This window comes from Spirosoma migulaei, from assembly GCF_054776855.1.
In genome coordinates, this window is record NZ_BAAHBG010000013.1 from 116,591 (window position 1) to 134,213 (window position 17,623).

Sequence of the window (17,623 nt, forward strand, 5' to 3'; positions counted from 1 at the left end):
GTACTTTTCGGCCTATTCGCAGTATCTTGATAAACAGTTACTGAACACAATGGATTCAAGACGGGAGTTTTTAAAAAAGGCAGCTTTGCTCTCAACAGGGCTTTCAGGTGTATTGCCCGAGTCAATTCAGAAGGCGTTTGCTATTGATCCCCAACCAGGCACTACCTTTCTGGATGCAGAGCATGTGGTGATTCTGATGCAGGAAAACCGCTCGTTCGATCATACATATGGCACGCTTCAGGGCGTACGAGGTTTCAATGATCCCAGAGCCATTGACCTGCCCAATAAAAATAAAGTCTGGTTGCAGACCAACGCAGCCAAGGAAACCTATGCTCCGTTTCGACTAAATATCAAGGACACAAAGGCGACCTGGATGAGTTCTCTACCGCATTCCTGGGAAAATCAGGTAGATGCCCGCAATGGAGGGAAGCAGGATAAGTGGCTGGATTCCAAGAAGTCAGGTAATAAGGAGTACGCCAAAATGCCCCTGACGATGGGGTATTACAATCGGGAGGACTTGCCATTTTATTACGCATTGGCCGATGCTTTTACCGTTTGCGATCAGAACTTCTGTTCATCACTAACGGGCACTACCCCCAACCGCCTGTATTTCTGGACGGGCACCCTGCGTGACCCCCGCGATCCTACCGCAATGGCGAATGTCCGCAACGAAAATGTGGATTATGATTCAGAGGTGAGTTGGACAACCTTTCCAGAGCGCCTGGAAAATCTGGGTATTTCCTGGCGGGTGTACCAGAACGAAATCAGCTTGCCAACCGGCCTGGAAGGGGAGGCTGATAACTGGCTCGGTAATTTTACTGATAATCCCATCGAGTGGTTTTCGCAGTACCATGTTCGCTTTCATTCGGCTTACTATCCCTTTATTCAGCAGCAGGTAACTATCCTTCCCGAGCGCATACAGGCACTGGAAGCCAAGTTGAGCGCATTGCCCGAAACCGATAAAGACTACACAAAAACCAAGCGGGATTTAGCCAATCAACAGCAGTGGCTGAAAGCTATTAAAGACGATTTAGTCAACTACACGCCCGAGGCCTACAAAAAGCTCTCTCAGCAGGCCAGGAACCTGCATGAAAAGGCGTTCACCACCAATGTGAACGACCCTAATTATCGCTCGTTGGCTCCATTAGCGTACCAGGATGGGGAGACAAAACGAACGGTCAATGTACCTAAAGGGGATGTGCTGCACCAGTTCCGGGCGGATGTTAAAAATAAAAAGCTACCTACTGTTTCCTGGTTGATTGCCCCCGAAAACTTCTCCGACCATCCGGGTGCGCCCTGGTACGGTGCCTGGTACATTTCGGAGGTAATGGATATTCTGACACAGAATCCCGACATCTGGAAAAAGACGATTTTCATTCTGGCTTACGACGAAAACGATGGGTATTTCGACCACGTGCCGCCGTTTGTTCCGGCTCATCCAGACCAACCTGAATCGGGATTAACCAGTAAAGGCATTGATACGCGATTGGAGTTTGTAACGCAGGAGCAGGAAAATAAACGCCCGAATAAAGGACGTACAGGGCCAATCGGTCTCGGCTTTCGGGTACCGCTCGTGATTGCTTCGCCCTGGAGTCGGGGGGGATATGTTTGTTCAGAAGTATTCGATCATACCTCTACGCTTCAGTTTCTGGAAAAATTCCTGAGTCATAAAAAAGGCCAGAAACTAGAAGAGACCAACATTAGCCCCTGGCGCAGAACCGTTTGTGGCGACCTCTCGTCGGCCTTCCGACCTTATCAGGGGGAAAAGATAAAATTGCCAGCCTTTGTTGCGAAAGATGCCTTTATCGAAAGTATACACAAGGCCCAATTCAAGCCGGTGCCAACGGGCTACAAAGCCTTCAGCCCCGAAGAAATTCGCCAGATCAATCAGGACCCGGGGGCTTCTGAGCATTTGCCTACTCAGGAAAAAGGCATCCGGTTAGCCAATGCCCTGCCGTATGAACTCTATGCTGACGGACGTACGGATGGCAACGCATTTATGCTGACGCTGGCGGCTAAAAATGACGCCTTTGGCAAACAGGCCGTTGGTGCCCCATTTCAGGTGTATCAGGTTTTAAAAGACGATGTAAACATTCGCTCGTACACCGTTGTGGCTGGTGATCAACTCACCGATTCCTTGCCGTTGACTGAGCCGTACGAGTTACGGGTATATGGCCCTAATGGGTTCATGCGTGCGTTTAAAGGTGCATCAGGCAACCCCGCTATTGAGATTACCTGCGGGTATGAGCAGGATATAAAAAAACAGTTTACGGGCAATGTGCTGGTAAAACTCAAAAATACGGATTTGCAGAAAACGTATCAGGTGCAACTGGTTGATAACGCGTACCAGGCTAAAGGTGAACAAAAAACACTGGATAAATCGGGGACAAAGGGCGCCCAGCAGAGCGTGATACTCAACCTGAAAAGTAGCCACAATTGGTACGATTTCAGTGTGAAAGTAGCGGGTTTCGATGCGTTTGAACAACGCTATGCCGGTCGGGTTGAGACGGGCAAGACTGGATTCAGTGATCCACTCATTGGTAAATCGGACAAAGTGTAGGACTGAGATAATGAATAATGGATAATGTAAAATGGATAATGAGCCGCGTGCTCGTAATTATTCATTATCCATTTACATAATATATATTCCCCATATGACCAACGAATCTCAGGCATTAAAAAAGGCGTTGAGTCCCATTCACTTGTGGGCTATTGGTGTTGGTCTGGTTATCTCGGGTGAGTACTTTGGGTGGAATTATGGCTGGGGCGTGGCCGGAACAGTGGGCCTGCTAATTGCTACCCTGGCGATCACGCTGCTTTATTTTACATTCATTTTCAGTTTTACCGAACTTACAACGGCCATTCCGAATGCTGGAGGCCCATTTGCCTATGCCCTGAAAGCCTTTGGCCCAATAGGGGCGTTGGTAGCTGGTTATGCAACCCTGATTGAGTTTCTGTTTGCTACACCGGCTATTGCGTTGGCACTCGGGAGTTATGTCCACTTTTTGTACCCTGCCGTTCCGGTAGTCTGGTGTTCGGTTGCCTCCTTCGTGGTATTTACCTTCATCAATCTGCTGGGCATTAAAGAAGCGGCCTGGTTTTCGCTGATCATGACAATCATCGCCATTGGCGAGTTATTGCTTTTTATTGGCGTCGTGTACCCGTATTCCAGTCTCGATACGTTTCTGCACAATCCGATGCCGTTTGGCTGGCCAGGTGTTTTTGCGGCATTACCGTTCGCTATTTGGTTATTTGTTTGCCTCGAAGGTATGGCCATGGTAGCCGAGGAAGTGAAAGATGGAAAAAACGCCATTGCTAAAGGCTACATATCGGCAGTGTTGACCCTTACGTTTTTGGCTTTAACCGTTATGATTAGTGTGGGAGGTATTACGCACTGGGAAAATCTGGACCACCTTGATTACCCCATGCCGGAAGCTATTGCTATTGTGTTAGGTCGCCAAAATCCACTTACAAAATTCTTCGCTAGTGTTGGGTTGTTTGGGTTGATCGCTTCGTTTCATGGTATCATTATCAGTTATTCCCGGCAGATTTTCGCGCTGGCCCGAAGCGGTTACCTACCTCATGGATTGGCCAGGGTGAGCAAAACCCGGAAAGTGCCCGTCTGGGCATTAGTAGTTGGGGCTATCTTCGGGATCATTGCCCTCATTTCGCTTGATACCAGTAAGTTAGTTGTTCTGTCAACCATTGGGGCAGTTATCGTTTATATAGTAAGTATGCTGTCGTTGTTCCGGCTCCGGCAAACGCAGCCCGCCATGCCGCGTTCGTTTAAGGCACCTTTTTATCCGATCTTCCCGGCTATTGCCTTACTATTGGCGGTTGTGACCTTAGGGGCTATGATTTATTTTTATAGCTGGTTGAGTCTGCTATTTTTTGGGGGGCTAGTCCTGATCATGGCCATATTTTACATGTCAGGCCGATATCAGAAAATCAAGCAAGAGTGGGAGGGAGAGATGATCGTAAGTCAAAGTCATGTTGAGTAATTAGCTTAGCCCCTCCCCTTATTTCAAGGGGAAGGGTTGGGGTAAAATTTAGCTAATACCAAAAATGGCCTATCAATGCACTGTTGGCAGCTTTACCTATCGATTCGCAGACCTGAAAGAACTTCTGGCCAGGGCGAGTCCACTGCGTTCTGGCGATGTACTGGCGGGCTTAGCCGCCGAGAGCTATGAAGAACGGGTAGCCGCTCAAATGGCTCTGGCCGATGTGCCGCTGGTCACTTTTCTGACTGAAACGGTGATTCCGTATGAAACGGATGATGTTACACGACTAATTATTGATACCCACGACAACGTTGCGTTTGCACCAATCAGCCACTTTACAGTGGGTGACCTACGCGATTGGCTACTAAGCGATGAGGCCGATACAGGCATGCTTCAGCAGGTTTCTTCGGGTCTAACGCCAGAAATGGTGTCGGCCGTCTCAAAACTGATGCGAAATCAGGACTTGATTGTAGTGGCAAAGAAATGCGAAAAAGTTACTCGATTCAGAAATACGCAGGGATTACAGGGCCACCTGTCGGTTCGATTGCAGCCCAATCACCCAACGGATGATGCAAAAGGCATAGCGGCCAGTATTATTGATGGACTGCTCTACGGGAGTGGTGACGCCATGATTGGAATTAATCCGGCAACGGATAGCCCGGCGGCTACATCGCGCTTGCTGTATATGATTAATGAAATACGGGAGCGATTTTCCATACCCACCCAGAGTTGTGTATTAAGTCATATTACCACCACGCTTCAACTTATTGAACAGCAGGTACCTGTCGATCTTGTTTTTCAATCTATTGCTGGTACGGAGAAAGCAAATGCCAGTTTTGGCGTTAGTCTGTCGCTGTTGCAGGAAGCCTATGAAGCGGGTTTATCTTTAAAACGGGGTACAATTGGTAACAACATTATGTACTTTGAAACAGGACAAGGCAGTGCTTTATCCTCTGGAGCGCATCATAACGTCGATCAGCAAACCTGCGAAGTGCGGGCGTATGCCGTTGCGCGGCAGTACAACCCGTTTCTGGTCAATTCAGTTGTGGGCTTCATTGGTCCTGAATACCTGTTTGATGGAAAGCAGATTATACGGGCCGGGCTTGAAGATCATTTCTGCGGCAAACTGATGGGCTTGCCAATGGGTATGGATATTTGCTACACCAATCATGCCCAGGCTGACCAGGACGACATGGATACACTGCTGACGCTTTTAGGTGTAGCCGGGATCAACTTTATCATGGGAATTCCCGGTGCCGATGACATTATGCTGAATTACCAGTCGACGTCTTTTCACGATGCACTTTATATCCGGCGGATACTGAGCCTGCGACCAGCTCCCGAGTTTGAAAACTGGCTACTCCGGCAGGGCATTATGGACTCGTTGGGAAACAGACTATCGAGTGGAGCACAAAAACAATTTTATACGGCCTTAGTGAGCTAAGCTGGGAGCGAGGTGCAAGGGACTAGGTTAAACTCCCGGCACCATGCTTCCAGCACCATGCTCCCAGCTCCCCGCTAATTAGCATGAACGAACTGAAAAAAACAGGTATTGAAGCCGATGACTGGGAATTCCTGAAAGCATATACAACTGCTCGGATTGCGCTTGGCAAAACGGGGGTTTCTATCCCGCTAAAGGAATCGCTACAGTTTAAAATGGCCCATGCGCATGCCAAAGATGCTGTATACTCCAGTTTAGATATGGCCGCTTTACAGGCTGATTTATCCGGTGCGGGTCTCCCTATTCATACGGTTCATAGTCAGGCGGAGAACCGGGATATCTATCTACAGCGCCCCGATCTGGGTCGTCTATTAAGCGCCGATTCTGCCGAACAACTGCAACAACTTAACAGTCCTTCTGCCGATATTAGTATTATCATCGCTGATGGTCTTTCAGCGACAGCCATTATGGAAAATGCGGTGCCTGTCGTGCGTTTATTGGTTGAAAAAGCACAGCAAGCAGGTTATGCGTTGGCTCCAATCCTACTCGTAGACCAAGGTCGTGTGGCCATTACAGATGCAATTGGCGGAATTCTAAACCCTCGCTTGGCTATCATGTTGATTGGTGAACGGCCTGGCCTTAGCTCCTTTGACAGCATGGGTGCATACATTACCTATGGTCCCCAACCCGGCCTGACGGATGAACGGCGGAACTGTATTTCAAATATTCGCCAGCAGGGGCTGCCACCCGCTTTTGCCGTGGACAAACTCATGTACCTCATCCAGTCGGCGTTTCGCTTACAAATTACGGGTGTTGCCTTGAAAGATAATGGCGACCCAGAACAGGATAGAATCCTATTGAATAGTTAGTACGCAAACCCCTCTCAAAATGATTTAAACCTGATGGAAGCTATTTCTGTGTATATGCGTTATACTTTTGAACAGAAATAGTCATTCGAACTAGATTGACTATGGACTCTTGACGAACAACGATTATGAATATTGGTGATAAAGTCCGGCTGCTACGGGCAAAAGAACAGGGGGTAGTATCGCGGTTTTTGCCGGGCGGTATGATTGAAATAGAGATTGAAGACGGTTTCCGTATTCCGGTTATGCGTTCAGAATTAGTGCTTGTATCGCCTATGGAAGCCGAACGCTTGCTAAAAACGAGCGTTTATGCCCCACAAAAAACGGTGGCTCCGGCCCCGCCGACAATCGTATCCAACCAGGGTATATATCTGGCTTTTGCACCGGTTAACGATCGTGAATATACCTTACACCTGATCAACAATACCGATTGGGAGTTTCCGTACGTGTTAGGCGAAGAGTCGGCAGGTGCTGGGGGAGGAGTACAGTTTCGGGGAGTACACAGTGGAGTACTTAAGCCCAAATCGCAGCAGAAAATGAATGATCTGTATGCACACGCCAAATTTGAGGAATGGCCAACATTTGTGGTGCAAGGGTTGTGGTTTAGAGCTGGAAAATCATCGTTACGGCAACCGTTGATCAAACGGTTCAAAGCACGAGCCGCTACGTTTTTTAAACATAAAACAACACTTCCTGTCCTGAATCAGCCCGGCTTTCTGACGCAGTTGGATGAAGCGGTTGAGCAACCTCAAGCAGTAACAAGCCCGCCTATCAACCCACCGAAGCCCATAACCATTCGTCCCGAGGAGTTGAAGGCTGAAATGTTCAAACCGAATGCAGAACTGGCGGACGTTTCAATTGAACGGCCAACGGCAATTGTGGACTTACACGTCGAGGAACTGCTACCCAAAGGCGCTGGAAACCGTACACCGGCCGATTTGCTAAAACTACAACTCGATACGTTTGAGAAAACCCTGGAGAATGCAATCGCCAGTGGCATGAGCGACATTACGTTTATTCATGGGGTTGGCAGCGGCTCCTTACGAACAGAACTACACAAACGACTGGGAAAGCATCCGAATGTTAAATTCTTTGAAGACGCTCAGAAACAGAAATTTGGCTATGGTGCCACGAAGGTTACGATTAAGTAGTTATTGGATGGCGCAAGGCTCCGGCCTTGTGTCTGCTATTCACCGGCCTCTGGCCGATTTTATACTGATACTGAGCTTGACCGGCCAGAGGCCGGCGAATAGCAGACACAAGGCCAGAGCCTTGCGCCATCTGATTTTACTCTGTGCAACTCTGTTTTATACCTTTTTCCTGCTAAGTTGCAGCCAGCCATCGAGTAATCACCTGAATCCTAAAGCGCCTAAAGAAGCCTACAACACTACCGAAATGGAAGTCCGAAATGAACGCTTTTTATCGACCGTCCACGTTCCTGTTTCCATTGCGCTAAGTGATGTTGAGCGGCAAATTAACGCCCAGGTCAATGGCCTTATTTACGAGGATAATAGTCTGGACGATAATAACCGTGATCAGTTCATGGCGAAAGTCTGGAAGCGGGGTACTATTCTCGTTACAGCGGAGGATAGCCTGTTTCATTTTACCGTTCCACTAAAGATCTGGGCTAAAGCGGGTGTATCTGTCTTAGGTTTCACACAGTATAAAGAAACTGAGTTCGAAATTGATCTACGATTCAAAACCAAGTTCGATCTCGATAAAGACTGGTCGGTTCATACCCAAACTCAGGCGGATGGCTACGGGTGGGTACGTCGACCAACGGTAAACGTGATTGGGGTGAATATTCCGATAACGAATTTCGTAGGGCGTATGATCGACAAAAATCTGGGCAGCATTACTAAAACCATCGATCAGCAGGTACGTCGGAATGTGGACCTCCGTACCCCCGTTCTAAAGGTCTGGAATACGCTTCGCCAACCTTATCTATTGTCGGAAAAATACCGAACCTATCTGCAAATTGTTCCCAAACGAGTCCTTATTACGCCTTTGCGGTTTGAAGGGCGGGTGATCCGGGCGACAATTGGGATTGAAGGATACACCCTCACAACTACGGGTGCCAGGCCGGAGGTGCACCCAGCGGTGTCGTTGCCCGATTTGACGGTCGTTTCGTTGGTGAAGGATGATTTTCAGATTGGCCTGCTGAGCGAAGCGAGCTATCCTGAAGTAGCAAAAATTGCCGCCGAAGAATTCGTAGGTAAATCGTTTTCCTTCAGTGATAATCGCTATACCATCACTATCACAAGTATGGACTTATACGGTCAGAATGAAAACCTGATTATTAAGGCTGGCCTTAAAGGAACGATCAACGGCGATATTTACCTGCGTGGACGCCCATACTATGATGCCCATGACCAGACCATTTCCCTGAAAGACCTTCAGTTCGACTTAGATACGAAAAATGTGTTGGCACGGTCGGCGGGTTGGCTACTGAAAGGCACCTTTGCCCGAACGCTTGAAAAGCAGCTCACAATTCCGGTGGGCTCGCAGATTGCCGATATGCAGAAGTTATTGCAACAGCAACTCAAAAATAATCAGTTAGTGAAAGGTGTTGTTATTAATGGGCAGATTGATGAAATCAGACCCGATCAGGTCTATTTAACGCCAACTGCCCTACTCGCGGTTGTGAACGCCCACGGCCGGATTGATGTGAAAGTGGAGGGGCTTTAATAGACCTAAGCCTGAGAGCACCTGGATGCTTCTAGAATCAGGATTATCAATTGTACTCGTTTTATGAGGGGCTGTCTGGATCATGATCCAGACAGCCCTTTTTGTTTTATAAGCTTGATTAATCGTTAATAAGGCCTGATTGATTGGCCCCAGAACCTGTTCGTCTAAACCTTCCTCTGAATCATTCGGACAGAAAGGAGCAACTATATGTTAACCAATGCCAAAGTTTACCCGTCAATTGACTTATAATAATACCTAGATAAGTAGAGTCATTGCTTGGATTGACTAGCGTTCGCCAATCCAAGCAATGTGGAGGTGATAATGTATGTATATAGGCCTATATGAAGTACAATATTAGTTGATTTAGTTAATTGCAAAATTTTTAGATTAAAATCCTGTTAAAATTCAATTAATTCTTTGGTTTGAGATAAAAATTGTTATTTTGTTGAGTATAAATACTTATTTTTAGTGAGTAGTATAGTGCTTATTTGTCGACGATATATTTGGATATTTTTTATAAATAGTGCTATGAAATATAAGATAATTTAAATTTTAACTAAATTGTATACAAGGCTAATAATTGATTTATAATTTCAAATTATATGGTATTTTCGTAATAATAATCTGTATTAGTAGCTACATAAGAATTATATTCTGAAAACCTCCTAAGATATAAATTGAAGAAATATATAATATTTTCAATGTGAAGCTTTTGAATTTAACATTGCACCAACTACTTTTGAAGAATCGTTTTAGTTGAGTAGTATAACTTAATCAACAATAACTTGTATATGAGGAAAAATTTACTGTTGAGCCTCCTGTTGGTGTGCTCAACCTGCGTAAGTCTCTGGGCGCAGGACCGAAAAATTACTGGTAAAGTATTTTCTGCTGAAGATGGCAGCGCTCTGCCGGGTGTATCGGTAGTTGTTAAAGGGACCACAGTTGGGTCCGTCACTGACGGTGAGGGTAGCTACTCACTAGTTGCTCCTGCAAAAGGTTCTTTAGTATTCTCCTTCATTGGCATGGCTACGAAGGAAGTTGCCCTAGGCGCGAGTTCGGTTGTGGATGTTAAGTTAACAACGGATACCAAGCAACTTGCTGAAGTAGTGGTAACCGGGGTCGGCGTTGCAACCGACAAGCGCAAAATTGCTATTTCGGTTGAATCGGTTTCTGGAAAAGATTTACCGCAAACGCCTTCGGCCTCTGTCGATCAGGCCCTGATTGGTAAAATTCCGGGTGCGCAAATCACCAGCCGGAGTGGTACACCTGGTGCAGATGTAAATATCCTGCTACGTGGTATTAATACGATTAACCGCGGTACACAACCAATGATTCTGATTGATGGGATTCAGATGGGCGCTACCAGCCTTCAAACCATTGATTTAAATTCGATCGAGCGCGTTGAAGTCGTTCAGGGTGCTGCTGCGGCTACCATTTATGGTGCTCAGGGCGCTAATGGGGTTATCCAACTGTTTACCAAAAAGGGTAAAAACGGTCAGATGAACATCGACTTTTCGTCGAGCGTTGCCGTAAACACCTATTTAAACAACGGTGGTGTGAGCAAAGCACAATACCACGCGTTTGCTACCGATGCCAGCAACAATATCATCGGTTCGTCAGGAAAGCCAATTGTATATGATGCCGTAAATGGGATTTATTCGGAGAATGTCCAGTATAACTCGACAGATCCAACGGCTACGAATAGCAAGCCCTACAACGCTAACCTGCAATATCACGATCACTTTGACTATTTCTTCAAGCCAGCCAACACTATAAACAATAGTGTTGCTATCACCGGCGGAAGTGCGAAGGCTGACTTTGGTCTGTCGGCTTCCAATAGCCACCAGGAAAGTAATATTCGGGACAACGGCTACTGGGATCGGAGCAACCTGTCGGCTAACATTGGTGCACAATTGGCGAGAGGGCTTACCCTTCGTTCGATCACGCAATTGGCCTACACAAAAAGCACATTGAAGTCCAGTGATCGAACCATTCTGTATAATTTATTGAATGCGTATCCATTAGCTGATTTCGACCTGACCACTACAGATGGGTCTATTCCGCTCAATATGAACCAGACGATTGGGATCAACGCATCGAACCCATCATATCGTCAGGCTTATACCCGCAATAATGATAATAAGATTGACATCATTCAGAATTTGAACCTTAACTATAAGTTTCCGAAGTATGTTGATCTGGATTTGAAATACGGGCTTAATTTCCAGACTCAAAACCGTGATCTGGAATATGCGAACCAGGCCAATAATGCCAATAATAAATACTGGTTAACGCAGGGGTCAACGAATTATATTTCGAATTATAATACCACGAATACGGGTGATCTGACGAAGTATACCAACAGCAAAGTGTTCCAGAACTTCCTGGCTACCGCTACGGCTACCTTTGATTTTAAAGAGGATTTTCACCTGAACATTCCCATCAAATCGTCTACGCAGGCCTTGTTTGACTGGCGTAATAGTCAGGTGAAAGAGTATACCAGCGCAGCTATTGGATTGCCCGCAGCGTATACACCATATAATGCGGCCAATACAACCTCGTGGCGCGTGTACCGCGATTATTCGGAGCCATTTATCACGTATGGTTATCTGATTAACCAACGGTTTGAAATCGGTGAATTTGCCGGCTTTTCGGGCGGCTTCCGAAGTGATTACTCGTCAGCATTTGGTCAGGGTTCCAAGCCCTTTACCTTCCCCCGTGGCGATGCTTATCTGCGTTTATCCGCTCTTAAATTCTGGGAAAATAGCCCTGTAAATAGCTTTTTGCCTGAGTTAAAGCTCCGGGCCGCTTATGGACAGGCAGGTATTCAGCCCCAACCGTTTGACCGCTACGTGACCATTACACCAACAACGGTAGGTAACACAACAGCGTTCTACTATGCCAACCAACAGAGCAATCCAGCCCTGGGCGTAGAAGTATCAGAAGAATTAGAAATTGGTACCGACATGGTATTCAGCTTATTTAAAGGCAGCAGCTGGTTAAATGCTATTGCGCTATCGGCTACGTACTGGGATCGGAAAACGAAAGATGCTATCTACCAGGTCGATGTGGCCCCTTCTGTCGGACTTGGAAAGTTGACAGATAACGCCTTCACCTTAGGCTCGAATGGGCTTCAGATGTCGTTAAATTCGACGGTTTATCAGGGCTCCAATTTTAAATGGAATACAACGATCAACTTTGGTAAACAGAGCTCTCAAATCCTCGCTGTTCGCGGAGATGCGCCGATTGTTGTTACATCCAATGCCGGAAGCACAAACTATGTTCTGAAAGCAGGTGAGAAAATCGGTCAGTTGTACGGCTATAAATCAATCCATAGCGTTAACGAGCTAGGTCCGAATGGCACTCCGTTTATTCCCGTGGGAGATCAGGAACAGTATACCCTGGCCAGCAATGGATATGTGGTTAATAAAACAACCAAGCAGCCGTACTTTACGGCCGACAAATTCAGTTTTGGCGATCCAAACCCAAAGTTTAACATGTCGTTTATCAACGACGTTACGTTCAAAAACTTCCTCACCTTTGGTGTTCAGTTTGATTGGGTCAATGGTAGTCACCTCTACAACCAGACCAAAGAGTGGATGTATCGGGATGGTATTCACAGTGAATATGCGAACCCCTTTACTATTGATGGACAAACGGGTGCCTGGACGGCCTTTTATCGGGGTGTTTATGCCCAGCGTACAGCCAACGGTACAAAAGATTATTTCTACGAAGATGCTTCATTCCTGCGTCTAAGAAACATTTCTATTGGCGTTGATCTGGCTAAAGCGTTCAAGATACCGGCTGTTAAACGACTTCAATTGGTTCTTTCGGGACGTAACCTCTGGACGCTTACCAACTATACGGGTTTCGATCCGGAAATCAGTTCCGGAACGTCGAACTCGGCTTGGGACCGTGGAACGGATCACAGCACGATGCCGAACTTTAAGTCGTACCAGGCTTCTTTAAACTTTGGATTTTAAGGAACCCCATCTCAAAAAACTGATCGTATGAATAAGTTAAAAATATATGCTTTAACACTGGTGTTCGCCGGATTTATGGCGTCCTGTAAAGAACAATTGGACGTTCAGAACCCAAACCAGCCATCTTCTCCAGCGTTGAAAACCGAAACAGGTCTGATCTCGTTTGGCGAAGGATTCTACATTACTGGATTCAAGGATGTAAAATACTACGATGGCGTTCCGGGTTACTTTTGGTCGGGAGCTATTGGTAACCACGAACTAATGGGGGATGTGATCGGAACAGACATTGCCAACGTCTTTATTAATCAGATTGGCGCCCCCAATCAGGTTACGCTCGACGATGGTAGCATTCTGCTGAATCCAAACTCGCCGAACAAGCAGATCGACTTTCTTCGAATCACAGCGAATGTTAACTCGACGGGTTTCCAAAACTCAACCTATTATGAGTGGGCATACATGTACAACATGAACAATGCGGCTAATACACTGTTAGCTAACATTGATGCAACTACATTCTCGGGCGAAGTCGATACCAAAAAAGGCGTTTTAAAAGCCTGGGCTTACTGGTGGAAAGGCTATGCCTACTCGCGGATTGGCTCGATGTATTATGCGGGCATCATTAACAATAAGGCAAATGGCGAAGCACTGAACGGCACCAATGGCAATTATGTAACGAAAGAAGCCATGATTGCAGAAGCCAACAAGAACTTTGATGAAGCAGCTAAAATTCTGGGTGGCTTAACGGCCAGTGCCGATTATACGGCAACAATGACGGGTTTAATTCCGAGCTTTAACCGGGTTGGCAAAGGAGGGATATTAACACCAGCCATGTGGGTGCGCAATATCAATACGATGAAAGCCCGGAATATCCTGGTCAATACGCGGCTTAATGCAATGACTGCGGCTCAATGGGCCGACATTCTGACGCTTACTAATAATGGCGTACTAGCTACTGACTTTGTCTTTACGGGTCGTTCCAATGCGGCTGGCGACTTCCTGGCGCCGACGACGGGCACTGTATCGGCAAAAACAACAGGTGCTAACAACACCTATAAAATTTCTGAACGGTTGATTCAGGATTTTAAAGCGGGCGACCTCCGCTTGTCTAATAATTTCCAACAACGCAGCTCAGCATACATCGGAGAAACCTCACGGGGTAATGCGTTCTTTACCCGTTTTAACCTGATTAACCGGGGAGCAGTTGGCTCAGAAGGTAGTGCCTCTGTTATTACGTATTCAAATACGAATGCAGGTGGTACCGAATTGTACCTGGCTAGCACGTACGAAGAAAATCAGTTAATGAAAGCGGAAGCGTTGATTTACACAAGCAAAATTGAGGATGGACTTGCGCTGATCGACGAAGTTCGTAAGGCACAGGGAGCTGGTCTGGCCGCTGTGGCTGGAACAGGCCTGACACTTGATGCCGCCAAAGAAGAACTGCGTCGGGAACGACGGATTGGTTTGTTGTTCCGGGCGTTAGCGTTCTACGACGCACGGCGCTGGGGCATACTGGAGACAGGACGGACCAATGCTGTTGCCCTAAGCCGCACGGGTGTTGTAAGTACTAAGGCAACCATCAACTATGGTTATCTGGATTATTGGGATGTGCCCGATAATGAAATCGCATATAATCCACCAGTTAGTGGCAGTGCAGCAACGAAAAATCCAAAAACAAACTAATTGGATAACTGTCTGAAGCGAATAACAGATTAACTAAAAACTCCCGGTATCTGTAGTAGATCACTACGATCCGGGAGTTTTTAGTGTGTTGAGAAACCACCACCATCATCGTATATTTGCCCTCCCTGATCAATACGAGTTGGCTTATCGCGTCTGAGCAATTGGGCGAGGAAAGTCCGGGCAGCATAGGGCACCCTACTTCCTAACGGGAAGGAGGATGGTTGGGAACGACCATTCGACAGCCAGTGTCACAGAAAATATACCGCCCGATTTCAGTGAAGAGTGTAAAATGAAGAATAAATTCTTAGAGAGTTACTATTCACTCTACACTCTTCATTCTTCACTGAAATCGGGTAAGGGTGAAAAGGTGGGGTAAGAGCCTACCGCCCGACGGGCGACCGGCGGGGCAGGATAAACCTTAGGGGCTGAAAGACCAAATAAGCGTCGGATGTGGGGCGGCCCGTTCCCGTTTCGGAGAAATCCGGATGCCGACGCGGGTAGGTCGAACGAGGTGGCCGGTGACGACCATCCCAGATAAATGATAAGCCATCTGATGAGCCGAGAGGCTTACTTGGAGGACAGAACCCGGCTTATAGACTCGTATTGGGAAGGGTTTTTTAGTATTGTTTGAGGTTTGTAGTTTAAAAGTTTGAAGTTGATAGCATAACTTCAAACTTTTAAACTACAAACCTCAAACTTTTTTTGTACCTTTGCGGCCACGTTTTACAAGGGGGATGCGTCTCCCATCAAAACCAAACAAGCACAAATGAGTGTTAAAATTCGTTTAGCGCGTCGTGGACGCAAAAAAATGGCGATTTACGACATCGTAATTGCAGAGTCAACCTCTCCTCGCGATGGCCGGTTTATTGAGAAAATCGGTTCGTACAATCCCAACACTGACCCTTCGACGGTCGTATTAAAGTCTGATCGGGCCGTTTATTGGCTTATGGTAGGTGCTCAGCCGACCGATACCGCGCGTTCGGTATTGTCGCATGAAGGCATCATGTATCGTAAACACCTGCAGGTAGGCGTCAACAAAGGAGCCATCACGCAGGAACAGGCTGATGAGAAATACACGACCTGGCAGGAAGGCAAACAAAGCCGTAAAGCAGGAGCTGCTGATACCAAATCGCAAACCAAAGAGCAGGATCGTGCTGCTCGTCTGGAAGCTGAGAAAAAGGTAAACGAAGCTCGCGCTGAAGCGATCGCCAAGAAAAACAAAGTAGAAGAACCTGTAGTGGAAGCTCCGGTTGCCGAAGTTGCCCCTGCTGTTGAAGAAGCTCCTGTAGCTGAAGCGCCAGCAGTTGAAGAAACTCCAGTAGCTGAAGTAGCAGCCGCTCCGGTTGCTGAAGAGGCTCCTGTAGCTGAAGCCGCTCCCGCTGTTGAAGCAGCCGCCCCGGTTGCTGAAACTCCAGTAGCCGAAGAAGCTCCTGCTGCTGCAAGCACGGAAGAAAAACCAGCTGCGGAATAATTTTCGACTGCTTCGAAATGCTGATGATTCGGCATTCCGGTAAATTTGCTAAGAAAGAGCCTGTTCGTTTCTGAACAGGCTCTTTCTGTAAGTAACGCGGCCAGCCGCGCTCAATAGCTTTATAGTTGGCTTTCAGCTATGTTAGATTATGACAAAAGACGACTGTTATCAAGTGGGTCATATCACCAAAACGCACGGCGTTAGTGGTGAATTAGTGCTGTTTTTGGACGTTGACAACGCAGCGGAGTACGCTGATCTGGAATCGATTCTGCTGGAAGTGAAGGGGGAATTGATTCCATACTTTATCGAATCGATCGCCATTGTAAAAGGTAGCCGGGCAATCATTGCCTTTGAGGACGTCGATACAATCGAGCAGGCTGAGCGTTTAATCAACTGTGGCGCTTACTTACCGCTTGATGAACTGGAGCCCATTACCGATGAAACCCGGTTTTACTTCCACGAAATTGTCGGCTATCAAATTGTTGATGCCGTAGCCGGTGAGTTGGGTATTGTACGTGGTGTATATGCCATGAACGCGCAGGATCTGATTGCCATGGATTATCAGGGCAAAGAAGTCCTGATCCCGATCAATAGCGATATTGTTCGAACGGTGGATCGCACCCAACAGAAGCTTAATGTAGCACTGCCTGATGGTCTTCTGGAAATTTATATGGAAGACGCTAAAGACAAGCCAGAAACGAACGGCGACGAGGACGATACCGATGAGGATTGATATTATTACCTGTCTCCCCAGGCTTCTGGATAGCTTTTTTGCCCATTCAATTCTGCAACGGGCGCAACAAGGTGGGTATGTAGAGGTAGTTGTGCACGACCTGCGCGATTATACCGCCGATAAGCACCGACGCGTGGATGACTATGCGTTCGGGGGGGGGGCCGGTATGGTTATGCAGATCGAACCAATTGCCAATTGCATCCGAGCATTACAGTCCGACCGTGCCTACGATGAGGTAATTTATATGACCCCCGATGGTGAGCGGCTGAATCAGCAAACGACTAATTCGTTATCGCTACGACAGAACCTTATTATTCTGTGTGGCCACTACAAAGGCGTCGATGAGCGGGCCCGAGAGTTGTTCATAACCAAAGAAATCAGCATCGGTGATTACGTATTGTCGGGCGGTGAACTGGCGGCTTGCGTGTTGTCAGATGCCATTATCCGTTTATTGCCCGGTGTTCTGAACGACGAAACATCAGCCTTAACCGATTCTTTTCAGGATAATCTGTTAGCCCCCCCTGTATATACCCGCCCGGCCGAATTTGAAGGGCATCGGGTTCCGGATATTCTGCTGTCGGGCCATGAAGCTAAAATTGATGAATGGCGCCACGAAAAGGCCCTTGAACGTACGCAGGCAAGGCGGCCCGATTTACTGGATTAACATCGGGTCGATACGATGGAAAGAGTAGAAGCTTTGGGATCGTTAATGGGTTGTTTTACGTGCCAATGGTGATGAGGTCGTAGATAAGCCTGGTTG

At 47.0% G+C, this 17,623-nt stretch carries 11 protein-coding genes and 1 other RNA gene; all 12 read left to right on the plus strand.

Annotated features, from left to right (window positions below; all coding sequences use genetic code 11):
* The first annotated feature begins 49 nt into the window (after nt 1-49).
* The 12 genes from ACYVGO_RS16170 to trmD all read left to right on the plus strand — a co-directional run bounded on the left by ACYVGO_RS16170 (nt 50) and on the right by trmD (nt 17,527).
* Nucleotides 50-2,560 (plus strand): phosphocholine-specific phospholipase C, encoded by a 2,511-nt coding sequence (locus ACYVGO_RS16170; RefSeq protein ID WP_460970169.1) that lies wholly within the window; start codon nt 50-52, stop codon nt 2,558-2,560.
* A 94-nt stretch (nt 2,561-2,654) separates the two neighbouring features.
* Nucleotides 2,655-4,001: an ethanolamine permease gene (gene eat, locus ACYVGO_RS16175; protein WP_460970171.1), complete on the plus strand. Its 1,347-nt coding sequence runs from the start codon at nt 2,655-2,657 to the stop codon at nt 3,999-4,001.
* Between the two features lie 64 nt (nt 4,002-4,065).
* Nucleotides 4,066-5,445, plus strand: coding sequence for an ethanolamine ammonia-lyase subunit EutB (locus ACYVGO_RS16180; protein WP_460970173.1), 1,380 nt, complete (start codon nt 4,066-4,068; stop codon nt 5,443-5,445).
* An 83-nt stretch (nt 5,446-5,528) separates the two neighbouring features.
* Nucleotides 5,529-6,311, plus strand: coding sequence for an ethanolamine ammonia-lyase subunit EutC (gene eutC, locus ACYVGO_RS16185; protein ID WP_460970174.1), 783 nt, complete (start codon nt 5,529-5,531; stop codon nt 6,309-6,311).
* A 125-nt stretch (nt 6,312-6,436) separates the two neighbouring features.
* On the plus strand, nt 6,437-7,459 hold the full coding sequence (locus tag ACYVGO_RS16190; protein ID WP_142772264.1) for a Smr/MutS family protein: 1,023 nt from the start codon (nt 6,437-6,439) through the stop codon (nt 7,457-7,459).
* Between the two features lie 121 nt (nt 7,460-7,580).
* Nucleotides 7,581-8,996: a DUF4403 family protein gene (locus ACYVGO_RS16195; protein ID WP_460970175.1), complete on the plus strand. Its 1,416-nt coding sequence runs from the start codon at nt 7,581-7,583 to the stop codon at nt 8,994-8,996.
* Nucleotides 8,997-9,787: 791 nt separating this feature from the next.
* The gene (locus ACYVGO_RS16200) at nt 9,788-12,979 is read left to right on the plus strand and encodes a SusC/RagA family TonB-linked outer membrane protein (RefSeq protein ID WP_460970176.1); all 3,192 of its coding nucleotides are present in this window, start codon (nt 9,788-9,790) and stop codon (nt 12,977-12,979) included.
* Nucleotides 12,980-13,006: 27 nt separating this feature from the next.
* Nucleotides 13,007-14,659, plus strand: coding sequence for a RagB/SusD family nutrient uptake outer membrane protein (locus ACYVGO_RS16205; protein ID WP_142772267.1), 1,653 nt, complete (start codon nt 13,007-13,009; stop codon nt 14,657-14,659).
* Nucleotides 14,660-14,790: 131 nt separating this feature from the next.
* Nucleotides 14,791-15,268: RNase P RNA component class A (gene rnpB / locus ACYVGO_RS16210), an RNA gene on the plus strand.
* A gap of 157 nt (nt 15,269-15,425) precedes the next feature.
* Nucleotides 15,426-16,130, plus strand: coding sequence for a 30S ribosomal protein S16 (locus tag ACYVGO_RS16215; protein ID WP_142772268.1), 705 nt, complete (start codon nt 15,426-15,428; stop codon nt 16,128-16,130).
* A 148-nt stretch (nt 16,131-16,278) separates the two neighbouring features.
* Nucleotides 16,279-16,863 (plus strand): ribosome maturation factor RimM, encoded by a 585-nt coding sequence (rimM, locus tag ACYVGO_RS16220; protein WP_460970177.1) that lies wholly within the window; start codon nt 16,279-16,281, stop codon nt 16,861-16,863.
* Nucleotides 16,853-17,527 carry a tRNA (guanosine(37)-N1)-methyltransferase TrmD gene (trmD, locus tag ACYVGO_RS16225; protein WP_142772270.1) on the plus strand — a complete coding sequence of 225 codons (675 nt, stop codon included), beginning with the start codon at nt 16,853-16,855 and terminating at the stop codon, nt 17,525-17,527. The genes rimM and trmD overlap by 11 nt, the downstream gene beginning before the upstream one ends.
* Nucleotides 17,528-17,623 lie beyond the last annotated feature (96 nt).

Bases quoted from the DNA above. Each gene is read 5' to 3' on its own strand.
- ACYVGO_RS16170 (WP_460970169.1), top strand. From the start codon at position 50: ATGGATTCAAGACGGGAGTTTTTAAAAAAGGCAGCTTTGCTCTCAACA.
- eat (WP_460970171.1), top strand. From the start codon at position 2,655: ATGACCAACGAATCTCAGGCATTAAAAAAGGCGTTGAGTCCCATTCAC.
- ACYVGO_RS16180 (WP_460970173.1), top strand. From the start codon at position 4,066: ATGGCCTATCAATGCACTGTTGGCAGCTTTACCTATCGATTCGCAGAC.
- eutC (WP_460970174.1), top strand. From the start codon at position 5,529: ATGAACGAACTGAAAAAAACAGGTATTGAAGCCGATGACTGGGAATTC.
- ACYVGO_RS16190 (WP_142772264.1), top strand. From the start codon at position 6,437: ATGAATATTGGTGATAAAGTCCGGCTGCTACGGGCAAAAGAACAGGGG.
- ACYVGO_RS16200 (WP_460970176.1), top strand. From the start codon at position 9,788: ATGAGGAAAAATTTACTGTTGAGCCTCCTGTTGGTGTGCTCAACCTGC.
- ACYVGO_RS16205 (WP_142772267.1), top strand. From the start codon at position 13,007: ATGAATAAGTTAAAAATATATGCTTTAACACTGGTGTTCGCCGGATTT.
- ACYVGO_RS16215 (WP_142772268.1), top strand. From the start codon at position 15,426: ATGAGTGTTAAAATTCGTTTAGCGCGTCGTGGACGCAAAAAAATGGCG.
- rimM (WP_460970177.1), top strand. From the start codon at position 16,279: ATGACAAAAGACGACTGTTATCAAGTGGGTCATATCACCAAAACGCAC.
- trmD (WP_142772270.1), top strand. From the start codon at position 16,853: ATGAGGATTGATATTATTACCTGTCTCCCCAGGCTTCTGGATAGCTTT.